Origin of the sequence: Shewanella sp. ECSMB14102 (assembly GCF_000813075.1) — a bacterium.
GTDB lineage: Bacteria > Pseudomonadota > Gammaproteobacteria > Enterobacterales > Shewanellaceae > Shewanella > Shewanella indica.
The window spans coordinates 32,119-43,446 of record NZ_JWGX01000046.1 but is presented as its reverse complement, the minus strand read 5'-3'; the positions used below and the strand labels follow the sequence as shown (position 1 = coordinate 43,446).

Genomic DNA, 11,328 nt, shown 5'->3' with positions numbered 1-11,328 from the left:
AACAAAAGGCGTGTTACACTTAAGCGTCCCCAGACCAAAAAATAATTACATTGGCGGGGTAGTTCATACAGGGGTTATTTTTATGATTGATACTTCAATTCCGTTGGTCGATTTACATCGCCATCTGGACGGCAATGTCAGGGTTGAGACCATATGGGAACTGGGTCAGCAGCATGGCATTGCCTTGCCGGCGGCCTCGCTTGAGGCTTTGGCACCTTACGTACAGATCCAGGGTAAAGAATCCAGCTTAGTGGCTTTCCTGAAAAAGCTGGACTGGATGGTTGCCGTGCTGGCCGATCTGGATGCGGTAAAGCGGGTGGCCTATGAAAATGTCGCCGATGTGGCATTGTCCGGGTTGGACTATGCCGAATTAAGGTTCAGCCCTTACTACATGGCTATGAATCATAAGTTGCCGATAGAGGGTGTGGTGGAAGCCGTTATTGATGGCGTAAAAGCCGGGCTCAAGGACTATCAGGTCAAGATAAAACTGATAGGTATTCTGTCACGCTCATTTGGTCAGCAGGCTTGTACCCAGGAGTTGGATGGCTTACTCGCGCACAGGGAGTCTCTGGTCGCGGTTGATTTGGCCGGTGATGAATTGGGCTTCCCCGGTGAGTTGTTTAACGAGCATTTTAAGCGGGTGCGCGATGCCGGGCTTCAGATAACGGCTCACGCTGGAGAAGCCGCCGGTGCCCAAAGCATGTGGCAAGCCATCAAGGAGTTGGGGGCGACTCGCATAGGCCATGGGGTCAATGCCATTCATGATCCCAAATTGATGGAGTATCTGGTGGAACACAAGATAGGTATCGAGTCCTGTCCCACCAGTAATCTACATACTTCCACTGTGAGCAGCTATCAAGAGCATCCGCTGCGAACCTTTATGGAAGCCGGTGTGTTGGTTGGCTTGAACACCGATGATCCAGGCGTCAGTGCCATAGATATCAAGCATGAATATCGTGTGGTTAAGCAGGAGATGGGCTTCACCGATGCTGAATTGGCCAAGCTGCAGCGTAATGGCGTGGAGATGGCCTTCCTCTCAGACAGCGAGCGCCGGGAACTTTACGCTGCTAAAGCATAAAAGTTTGGTTCTGACACAAAAAAGCCGATGGATGATTCATCGGCTTTTTTATTCTACTCAGGGTTAAATTACCCGGGAGAACTGTTGCTGACGTGCCTTTTCTCGGAAGTAGACATCGAAACAGATACAGATATTACGGATCAACAGGCGCCCGGTTGGGCTGATGCTGATCTGACGGTTTTCAATGTTAACCAGTTTATCGTCGATAAAGGTTTGCAGCAGCTTGAGATCTTCGGCGAAGTACTCTTCAAACTGGATCCCCAATTGTTGCTCCATCTTGGTCATATCAAGCTCAAAGTGACAGATAAGCTGCTTGATCACTGCGCGACGGATTTCGTCATCACGATTGAGTTTACAGCCTTTCCATAGAGCGTGGCCCTGCTCATCTATGGCTTCATAGTAAGGGCGAATATCTTTTTGGTTTTGCGCATAACAGTCACCAATCTGACTGATGGATGACACCCCAAGTCCGAGGAGATCGCACTCTTCCTGGGTGGTATAACCCTGGAAGTTACGGTGCAATCGGCCTTCTCTTTGCAGTTTGGCCAGCTCATCATCAGGCTTGGCGAAGTGATCCATGCCTATGTATTGGTAGCCGGCGCCGGTCAGGGTCTCAATCGTCTGATGCAGCATGTCCAGCTTCTGTTGTGGGCTGGGCAGGTGCTCATCTTTGATTTTCCGCTGCGCCGCGAAGCGGGCCGGCAGGTGAGCATAGTTGAATACAGACAGACGGTCTGGCGACAGATCCAGAATGCGCTGAATGGTTTCGGCAAAGGTTTCCGGTGTTTGATGAGGCAAGCCGTAAATCAAATCGACGTTGGTAGAGACAAAGCCCATCTCTTTGGCCTTTTTGATCAGCGCAAAAATGAAGTCTTCATCCTGTTCACGGTTAACTGCTGCCTGAACCTCTTTATTGAAGTCCTGCACCCCAATGGAGATACGGTTGAACCCAGCCTCTTTCAGGGCATCCAGCATAGAGAGTTCGATTTCTCTAGGGTCGACTTCGATAGAGTATTCACCCTGTTCGGCAAAGTTGAAGTGACTCTTCAACAGTGACGATAACTTAATGATTTGCTCTGGGTTTAGGAACGTCGGTGTGCCACCGCCCCAGTGCATTTGGGTCACAGTATAGTGTTTGAACAGAGGCGCCCGCTTGACGATCTCGGCTGCCAGGTACTCTATGTACTGATCGGCTTTGTGCTGATGTCGGGTGATAACCTTGTTACAGCCGCAGTAATAGCAAAGTTTGGCGCAGAAGGGGATATGAATGTACAGAGACAGTTTGTCACTTTTGCTGTTGGCTATGGCCGACAATAGATCGCCTTCTGTGAATGAGTCGTCAAACTCCAGCGCCGTTGGGTAGGAAGTATAACGGGGACCGCTGTAGTTATATTTCTCGATCATTGATTGATCCCAGCTGATATGAGTGGGCTGCTTCAAGGCGTGTCCTCCGACAGTAAATTAGCAATGAGCGAAGTATGCAGGGTTATGGCTCAAATAACCTTGATCCAGGTTGTAAAAATTATATGTACACAAGCAAACGTTAAGAAATATCCCTGAAAATGCTTTCAATGTCTGTTGTCTTATTGAGGTTTTGTGCACCGACTCACGCCAGAGAAAAGATTCAACAGGCTTGATTGTTGTTTGGCTGAGACGACAAGACAAGGCTGCGAACTCAGGCGTAACTAAAACACAAGCCTCCGATGTTTGGGACTGTCTTTCAGGGGCGAAGATTTCGGGGATGGTGAATAAAGCGCTGCCGACTGCTGAGAGCAAGCCGGCAGTTGCTGCATTAGTGAGTTGGTTTGAGTTGAAACTCGGAGAGTTTTTTGGCGTCGGCCAATATGCCTTGCTCCAGCTCGGCTTCAGACTTCATTCTGGCCAGGTCTAGCCGCATCCGCTCTTGTTTGGGTAACTGAGCCCTGGCCTCCAGAATGGGATGATCCTTGATACGCTCAAAATGCATAAACACATCCGGGTAGTCACCACTGACTCTCTCTGTCAGCGATAGCAGATCGAACAGTTTGACGATTCTAACTACTCCTTCGGACAACTCACAACGCTCTTCTGTCATTGCGGCGGCAATATAGCGGATATCGGCAAGCAGGGATGCCTGTTTAGCTTCCATAACCGCCTTTTGTTCAGCCATCGCCTGCTCTCTGGCCTGGGTTTGTCTTCTCAGACGCAAAAGCAACACTGTGGCATAGGCACTCAGTCCTATGATGATCAACATGGCTAAGGTGATAAGGATAAACTGCATCCCGGCCTCCGTTAGTTGTCCTGGTATTGTTTCAGAAGCTCAGCACCGGATTCGAATTTCTCCAGCAATTCGTCATCGCTATGACTCTTGCTTGGGGCTTCATCGGCCTGATCCAAATCGGTAATGCCAAGTTTTTCCATCAGCTTCTCTATCTTGGCCAATTGCCGCTCCAGCCATTGCTGGTCATCGGCGGCCAGTTCCCGACCTTCTTCCAGCTGATCCAGCAGCTTATTCAGGCGCGGATCTTCCTCCAGTTGCAGCAGCAACTGTTCATCGGTCAGTTTAGGTTGTTTTGGCTGTGCAACCTTTTCTTTGACTATATCCAGAGCGACAGGCCTTTTGCTGCCAAGGCGGATATCTTGTTTGTCAGAGCCTGCCCGCTTTTGCCCCTTTGGAGCAGCAGGGTTCTGGCGGCTACCCGCCTTATTACCTGAATCCTGCTTCTTACGGGCTGGAGCGCGCTCAGATTTCTTGCTTCTGGGGGCCAGTTTGGGGTTGTTCTCGCCGACTTTACGGGTCTTTTTACTACGGGACATAATTCTCTCGATAAAAAGTAGTTGGTTGCGTCCGAACCGTGCCGGGTTCAGTCTACAAGCGGCGGTTCTGCATCAAGGTCGCGTGTTATAGCAGATCCTGATGTTTTTTGCATCAAGATGAAGTCCTGCGCTGCAAATATTAGCCTAAATTTGCCCTGAGATGCCAAGTAAGCAAACGTCTGTTGCTGATAAAAGCTGACATGGGTTGGATTGTTTTTGTAATGCCATTTGGGGAACGCGGCTAAAGAGGTCAGTAATGGGGTGGATATGGCCAGCCAACCACCTGGTTTCAAAAGGGTTTCTATTAAGCTCCACTCTTTGGCCGGGGCCCTGAAGTGCTCGAACACCCGAAAACAACAGATAAAGTCATATTGGTGATGTAGTAACTGGTGATCTGCTGCAAAAAAGGGATCGAACTGTTGTAAATGGTGTCCGGCGTCGCGGATCTGTTTCAGGCCATCCTCGCTTAGCACTCGGCCAAAGTTGAGGCCAAATAAAGGCGTTGGCTGCAAAGATTGCAGCTGTTCCAACAAGGGGTGGATAAAGCGTGCCAACTGCTTTTGCTTTCCAGCTTGGCGGGCTCGTCCATAACGCTGCTTTTCGGCATCTGGTAACAGGTAACTGTTGGAGTCTGCAAACAACAGCCGACATTCAGGGCAGAGATAAAAACCTCGTTTCTTATCCTGAAAGCTGAGTTCAGCCTGATCGTTATGACACAGGGGACAGCGACGCATGGACTAATTAATATCTGCTCAATGGGGGTTAACAAATTATGCCATAAAAAAAGGCGGCAGTATGGCTGCCGCCTTATGATGGTGCTAACTAACACCCTATTCTGATTTCAAGTTTCCTTACTTGCTATGCGACTTTCCCGGTCGATATCCTTCTTTTTTTGACAGCTTTCCCTGCAGTTTTTCTCGTTATCGGTCTTCCAGACACTTTCTTGGGTTTCCTGCAAATAGCGATGGCCAATTGACTCATCATTATTCAGTCGTCTTCTGTGACGCCTAACAGACCATCCTTGTCTACCAAGTACCTTCCAGTGATAACAAGCTTCCAGCCAGTGCATCCAAAGCGCGTTGCTTCCCGTGCCAATGTTTGAGTCCTGCAAACATCTTCCTGTTGGAGCAAGTTCCCCTGTTAATTCGTAAGGACAATGCTAAAAAGCGGTTTGGCAAAATCGCCGGTTCCTTACTTTTATTGACCTGGATTTCAAACCGAAATCTCGACTCATTATTATTATTTGCGAGTGGTCTTAGTAGTCTTATTGTTATTGGCTTGCTTTATTCTTATATCTTGAATGTAAATTATACCGAAACCTGAATGTTGTTGGTAAAGTTTTTATACAAACAGATGGGTTTATCTCGGTACGGGCACATTAAACCTAAATCTGTGATCTGTGTCAAGCGTTAATGTTTTCAGTTTACGTAAACGTAAACGTTGTGACTTAAGAAAAGGGTGAAACTTCACCCTTTTCCAAGCTACAGCAAAAATTACTTCAGGCTGGAGATGTACTTGGCCAGCGCATCAATGTCTGCATCATTCAGCTTTTTCGCTGTGTCCTGCATCATGCCGTTTAGGTCATTATGACGGCTCTGATCACGGAACTTATTCAATTGGATCTTGATATAGTTGGCGTGCTGCCCAGCAACTGCCGGGAAACCGGCCAGTTCGCTGCCTTTACCTTCAGGACCGTGACACGCAGAACAAGCGGCTATGCCACGAGACATATCACCACCCTTGAACAGCTTTTCGCCGGCATCAGGAACATCTTTTACTTCAGCAACCTGCAATGTTTGGCTGGCAAAATAAGCTGCAACATCGGCAATATCCTGATCGCTCAAGGCTACCGCCATGCCACCCATGATGGGATCCATACGGCCATCCTTGCCACCGGTTTGAGCTGCACTACGAAACTCCCGCAGCTGTTTTTGCAGATAGGTTGTATGCTGACCGGCCAACTTGGGATACATGTCGATCATGCTGTTGCCGTCAAGACCATGGCAGGCAGAGCAGACAATGGCTTTGGTTTTTCCCGCTTCAGCATTACCTTCAGCAATCGCAGGTGAAGATATGGCGGCGACTACAGACAGCGCAAGGGCTAACTTTTTCATGGCGTTCCAACTTCTTTCGTTAAATTATTGTCCTGAGCTTACTAGGGTGACCCGCAAGCGTGGTAAAATACAAATAATGTGATCGGGCTAATATTTTACACGAAAACGTGGAAAAGTAAGCAAGTCTTCAATATTTATGCTATCACCCAGCAAAATTCCGGAGTCAGAAGTGACAGCAACTCGTATCGATTTTCGCAAGACAAAATTCCTTATCAGCGCGCCTGATATTGCCCATTTGGATAAGCATTTACCTGGCGACACCGGCGTGGAAATCGCTTTTGCCGGCCGCTCAAATGCTGGTAAATCAAGTGCTTTGAATGCTTTAACCGAGCAGAAAAACCTTGCCAGAACCAGTAAAACTCCTGGCCGTACCCAACTGATCAATGTGTTTGAGCTCGATGAGCAGCGCCGTTTGGTGGATTTACCCGGCTATGGTTTTGCTCAGGTACCACTGGCCATGAAGCTTAAATGGCAGGAGTCTTTGGGTGAATATTTACAAAAGCGGGCTTGCCTGAGTGGTGTGGTGGTGCTAATGGATATTCGCCATCCGTTGAAAGACTTGGATTTGCAGATGATTGAATGGGCTGTTGCCAGTGAAATCCCGGTACTGGCGCTGCTGACCAAGGCAGATAAATTGCCACAGAGTGCCAAGATGAAAACGGTCAATGAGGTACGTAAAGCGCTGGTTGACTTTGGTGATTGGGTCAGAGTCGAGCCTTTTTCTTCATTGAAGGGCACCGGGAAACCTAAGGTTTTGGCAATTCTGGATGAGTGGTGCCATCCAGCCTGGTTGGAACAAGAAGACAACGAACAAGGATGATGGACCCAAACCACTATACGGCAGCCATGGAGGCTGCCGTTTTTGTATCTGTTGTTTGTGCTGGGAGAATCCAGGACAAAAAAAACCGGCGACTCAGTCACCGGTTAAATTAGCTCTTTTGGGGAGAAGCTAAAATTTCAACAAGACTCAAGTACCATCAAACTTGGACTTCGATGGCTCTCAATGACGGTAGCATAGCGCGAATCGAATCAAGTTTAAAGTAATTGCTCTAAAAAATACTGTAGACGAAAAAAAGCCCCAGCAAATGATTGCTGGGGCGCCAGAATTTGGCTGATCACTAAAAGTGAAATAAAGGTCTGAAAGATAGAACATCTTAACCTCTGTACCCTACGCCGAGAATAATACTGCATTTATCTTTAATGGGAAAACTGTTTTTTCAAAAATACGACAATAATGTGGAGTCGATCACAAGAAATCTTGGTTGAAACAGCAATTTTTGATCTGTGAATTACAGAAATGAGCTTAAAATGCAATCTGTTAGCACGCATTTGTCGATTAATTGCCGGAAAGTGTTGTTTTCAGTTCAGATAGGTTGGCTAGTGACGATAATAAGCGGGAATAATTACTGCGTTGTGTTCAAAATACAAAAAAGCCACCCCGAAGGATGGCTCTTGATGAAGTAGGTGGGTTATCAGTGTGCCTGATCCCAGCTATCACCCAGGCCCGCTTCGGCTAGCAAAGGGACATCCAGGGTAGCCGCTTCAGCCATGAGTTTGCAGATCTGTTGTTGCAACTCTTCGGCTTTCGTTTCATCAACCTCAAACACCAATTCATCGTGAACTTGCATGATCATGGTGATTTCCCCCTTAGTGTCAGAGGCTATCCAGTCGGCAACTTTGATCATCGCTTTTTTGATGATATCGGCTGCTGTTCCCTGCATCGGAGCGTTGATAGCCGCCCGTTCCGCAGCTTGACGCCGCATGGCGTTGCGGTCGCGGATTTCCGGTAGATACAGGCGCCGACCAAAGAGTGTGGAGACATAACCTTGCTCGGCGGCGAGTGCCCGGGTCTCTTCCATATACTTGAGCACGCCGGGATAACGCTTGAAGTAGGTATCCATATAGCTTTGTGCTTCAGTGCGAGGAATATCCAGTTGGCGCGCCAAGCCAAAGGCCGACATGCCATAAATCAGACCGAAGTTTACCGCCTTGGCGCGGCGACGCTGTTCTGGGGTGACAGTTTCAAACGCCACATCAAAGACTTCAGCCGCTGTTGCTCTGTGAATATCTTTACCCTCGGCGAATGCCGCCAGCAGGCCGGCATCCTGGGATAGGTGAGCCATGATCCTGAGCTCAATTTGTGAATAGTCGGCGGCCAGAATCTTGCGTCCTGAAGGTGCGATAAAGGCTTGACGAATTCTACGCCCCTCTTCGGTGCGGATAGGAATATTCTGTAGGTTAGGGTCGCTGGATGACAAACGGCCGGTGGCAGCGTTGGCTTGATGGTAGCTGGTATGCACCCGGCCGGTTTTGCCATTGATCATCAGCGGTAACTTATCTGTATAGGTGCTCTTGAGCTTGGTCAGGCTGCGATGTTCGAGAATAATCTTTGGCAATGGATAATCCAGCGCCAACTCTATCAATACCTCCTCGGCGGTGGAGGGGGCGCCTTTCGGCGTTTTCTTGATTACCGGATAACCCAGCTTTTCGAAGAATAGTGCCTGCAGTTGTTTGGGGGAGCTGAGGTTAAATTTCTCTCCGGCGATCTCATAGGCTTTTTGCTCCAACGCATCTATTTTTTGCGCCAGCTCATCACTTTGTTGCGATAATTGCATACTGTCGATCAGCACGCCGTCGCGTTCCATCTGTGACAATACCTGAATAAGCGGCAACTCAAGTTCAGTGAAAACATTGGCTAACTCTTGTTCCCGCTCGAGCCTTGGCCATAGGTGTTGATGCAGCCTAAGGGTAATATCGGCATCTTCGGCGGCGTAAGGCGCCGCTGTTTCCAAAGGGATCTGGTTGAATGTCTGCTGCTTGGCGCCTTTACCGGCGATCTCTTCGAAACTGACACATTTGTGCCCCAGGTACTTGAGTGCCAGCCCGTCCATGTCGTGCCTGGATGCCACTGAGTTGAAGACATAGGATTCGAGCATGGTATCGAAGGCAACACCGGTCAGCTTGATACCGGCATTGGCCAGAATACTGATATCATATTTTAGATTTTGACCGACCTTTTTTATCTCAGAGTTTTCAAGTATCGGTTTGAGCTTGGCCAATACCATTTCCCGGGGCAGTTGCTCAGGTGCTTCCGGGTAATCGTGCCCCAGAGGTAGGTAGGCCGCCTCTCCGGCTTTGACTGCAAAAGACAGACCCACCAGCTCGGCATCCATATAATTGAGGCTGGTGGTCTCGGTATCTATCGCCATTAGTTCAGCCTTGACCAGTTTTTTCAGCCATTTTTCCAGGGCCGCTTCGGTCAGTATGGTTTCGTATTCTGTCTCTATGGCGAGTTGGGGTGGAGTTTCTTCCTGGGTTTCAGCCGTTGCAGTATTGACCGCTAACGGATGCGGCATCTTGTTGTCCAGAACTTCTGCCAACCAACGTTTGAACTCCATCTCACCATAAAGCTGTGTCAGTTGGTCTTTATTGGGGGCCGTAATATTGAGTTGGTGCCAGTCCAGATCAAGATCACAATCTGTCTTGATAGTCGCCAGATCGTAAGAGAGCTGCAGCATCTCAGCATTGTCGGTGATTTTCTTGGCCATGGTCTTGGCACCCCGGAAGCCAAGAGCTGTGACGCAATCCGGTTGCTGCAACAGCTTGGCGACTCCTCCGGCGCCCATCAGCATCGCCAACGCAGTTTTTTCACCCACACCAGGCAAGCCTGGGATGTTATCGGCCTTGTCGCCCATCAGTGCTAGCAGATCGATGATAAGCTCGGGGCCGACACCAAACTTGTTGGTGACCTCTTCGGGCCCCATTATGGTGTCTGTCATTGTGTTGATCAGGGTGACATTGTCATCCACCAGTTGAGCCATATCCTTATCGCCTGTGCTGATCAGAATGGCACGTCCTTCTTTGCTGGCCCGTGAGGCCAGAGTGCCTATCACGTCATCGGCTTCTACGCCGGGAATACACAGGAGTGGTAGACCCAGGGCTTCGATGATGGCATGCAGAGGCGCTATCTGACTACGTAGATCATCAGGCATTGGAGGTCTGTGAGCCTTATACTCTGCATACATATCGTTACGAAATGTGGGGCCTTTGGCATCAAACACAACCGCCATTTGCTGTGGCTTGTATTTACCCAGCAAGCTGCGCAACATGTTGACTACGCCGTAAACCGCCCCGGTTGCTTCACCCTTGGAGTTGGTCAGGTGAGGCGGCGCATAGTAGGCCCGATAGAGGTAGGAAGAACCATCCACAAGGACGAGGGGGTTTTCTGCTATTGTTGGCATAGTTTTGTTTCAATCTAAGCTGTCTTAAGTGCTGCTAAGCATGCCATACCAAGGCATTTTCGGCCATGACAAAATCACCCTCAGCCTGTGGATAAGTCTGTGAGTGAAAAAATCAACATAGAGAAATGCTGTAGAGAACAACTCGAAGTTGTTTTTATAACTTGTTGATATTTATTTATTATTTGTTTTTTTGTGAGTCAGGTAAAAGTTTTACCAAATCTTATCGGTTGTGGATTTTTTAAATTCCTTTTCCAGATTTGCACCTTGGTAGCAGTAAAAATCGCCTCTTAGCAGAGACGATGAATTAAGTTAGCATGTTTTTTAATCAGATCAACCAGTTTGTAATTGGTTTGTTAAACCTAAATGACATAAGAGGGATTTTTTAATGAAAAAAATTGCAGTTCTTCTCAGTGGTTGTGGTGTTTTCGACGGCAGTGAAATTCACGAGGCAGTGTTGACCCTGCTGTCCCTGTCTCGCTCCGGCGCAGCGTACCAATGTTTTGCCCCCGATATTCCTCAAATGCATGTGGTCAATCACCTCAAGGGTGAAGTCGTGGAGACTGAGCAGCGTAACGTGCTGGAAGAAGCAGCTCGAATTGCCCGTGGTGATATCAAGGCGACGTCCGAGTTGAATCTGGCCGATTTCGACGGTCTGATCATTCCCGGTGGCTTCGGAGCTGCCAAAAACCTCTGTAACTTTGCCGTAAATGGCAGCAATAGTGAGATCGCCGCCCCGGTGCGTGAATTTATCAGCCGTTTTATCAACGCTGGTAAGGTGGTGGGCTTTATCTGTATTGCACCTGTGATGATCCCGGGCCTCTATGGTAAGGGGGCCAAAGGCACCATAGGGACGGACGCCGAAACCGCAGCGGCCTTTACTGCCATGGGCGGTGAACATCAAAATGCCAAGGTAGATGAAATTGTGGTCGACAGTGAGCGCAAGATTGTCAGCACCCCGGCTTATATGCTGGCAGGTTCCATTGCCGAGGCCAATAGCGGCATTGAAAAGCTGGTGACCAAGGTGTTGGAGCTGGCCTAAGCCCGTCCAAGTTACTTAGCTCCTATTCAAGAGGGAGCCTGAGCTCCCTCTTTTTACTGT

At 48.7% G+C, this 11,328-nt stretch carries 9 protein-coding genes; 3 read left to right on the top strand and 6 right to left on the bottom strand.

From position 1 onward, the window contains the following. Positions 1–82: 82 nt before the first annotated feature. On the top strand, positions 83–1,078 hold the full coding sequence (gene add, locus RC73_RS15140) for an adenosine deaminase (RefSeq protein ID WP_039035428.1): 996 nt from the start codon (positions 83–85) through the stop codon (positions 1,076–1,078). A gap of 63 nt (positions 1,079–1,141) precedes the next feature. On the opposite strand, the gene hemN is transcribed toward add, so the two are convergent. The 5 genes from hemN to RC73_RS15110 form a co-directional block, all read right to left on the bottom strand. After that, positions 1,142–2,518 (bottom strand): oxygen-independent coproporphyrinogen III oxidase, encoded by a 1,377-nt coding sequence (hemN, locus tag RC73_RS15135; RefSeq protein ID WP_082014343.1) that lies wholly within the window; start codon positions 2,516–2,518, stop codon positions 1,142–1,144. 352 nt (positions 2,519–2,870) lie between these two features. After that, complete coding sequence (locus RC73_RS15130) at positions 2,871–3,338, bottom strand: DUF2489 domain-containing protein (protein WP_039035427.1); 468 nt, start codon at positions 3,336–3,338, stop codon at positions 2,871–2,873. 11 nt (positions 3,339–3,349) lie between these two features. Continuing rightward, positions 3,350–3,874, bottom strand: coding sequence for a Der GTPase-activating protein YihI (yihI, locus tag RC73_RS15125; protein WP_039035426.1), 525 nt, complete (start codon positions 3,872–3,874; stop codon positions 3,350–3,352). Between the two features lie 47 nt (positions 3,875–3,921). Next, the gene (locus RC73_RS15120; RefSeq protein WP_039035425.1) at positions 3,922–4,608 is read right to left on the bottom strand and encodes a methyltransferase domain-containing protein; all 687 of its coding nucleotides are present in this window, start codon (positions 4,606–4,608) and stop codon (positions 3,922–3,924) included. Positions 4,609–5,367: 759 nt separating this feature from the next. Next, the gene (locus tag RC73_RS15110) at positions 5,368–5,988 is read right to left on the bottom strand and encodes a c-type cytochrome (protein WP_039035423.1); all 621 of its coding nucleotides are present in this window, start codon (positions 5,986–5,988) and stop codon (positions 5,368–5,370) included. A gap of 169 nt (positions 5,989–6,157) precedes the next feature. Between RC73_RS15110 and yihA the strand changes: the two genes are divergently transcribed. Next, positions 6,158–6,808: a ribosome biogenesis GTP-binding protein YihA/YsxC gene (gene yihA, locus RC73_RS15105; protein WP_039035432.1), complete on the top strand. Its 651-nt coding sequence runs from the start codon at positions 6,158–6,160 to the stop codon at positions 6,806–6,808. Between the two features lie 652 nt (positions 6,809–7,460). Here yihA and polA read toward each other — a convergent pair. Continuing rightward, entirely contained in the window at positions 7,461–10,229 is a 2,769-nt protein-coding gene (polA, locus tag RC73_RS15100) for a DNA polymerase I (RefSeq protein ID WP_039035422.1), read from the bottom strand. Between the two features lie 385 nt (positions 10,230–10,614). Here polA and elbB point away from each other — a divergent pair, with 385 nt between their 5' ends. Continuing rightward, positions 10,615–11,268, top strand: a complete 654-nt coding sequence (elbB, locus tag RC73_RS15095; protein ID WP_039035421.1) for an isoprenoid biosynthesis glyoxalase ElbB — start codon at positions 10,615–10,617, stop codon at positions 11,266–11,268. Positions 11,269–11,328: the final 60 nt, after the last annotated feature.